This is a genomic window from Paraburkholderia sp. SIMBA_027 (genome assembly GCF_046535315.1).
Taxonomy (GTDB): domain Bacteria; phylum Pseudomonadota; class Gammaproteobacteria; order Burkholderiales; family Burkholderiaceae; genus Paraburkholderia; species Paraburkholderia tropica.
In genome coordinates this window covers 1-251 of record NZ_JAWRWY010001217.1, presented here as the reverse complement: position 1 = coordinate 251, position 251 = coordinate 1, and the positions used below count along the sequence as shown (strand labels likewise).

The following is a 251-nucleotide window of genomic DNA, read 5'->3' as shown; positions in this document are numbered from 1 at the left end:
GAACATATTAAGAAGAAAGGCGATTTAAGGATTACTGTTGTGGGAGATAATGTATTTGCAGCCTTAATACACTCACAGGATTCTGAGGATTCGAAAGTAGATTGGAGATTTAGCCAAAATGGGCTTAAACACAGTATCTATACCCTCCCAGTAGAAATTTCCACCAAATGTATCAACTTGGTGAAGTTTTTAAATTTAAATTTTGGCGCTATTGATCTTATTTTGAATGAATATGGAGAATACGTATTTCT

Annotated in this window: 1 pseudogene; it reads left to right on the top strand. The window is 33.9% G+C overall.

From position 1 onward, the window contains the following. Positions 1-251, top strand: a pseudogene (locus tag SB764_RS43020) (hypothetical protein); the annotation flags it as partial.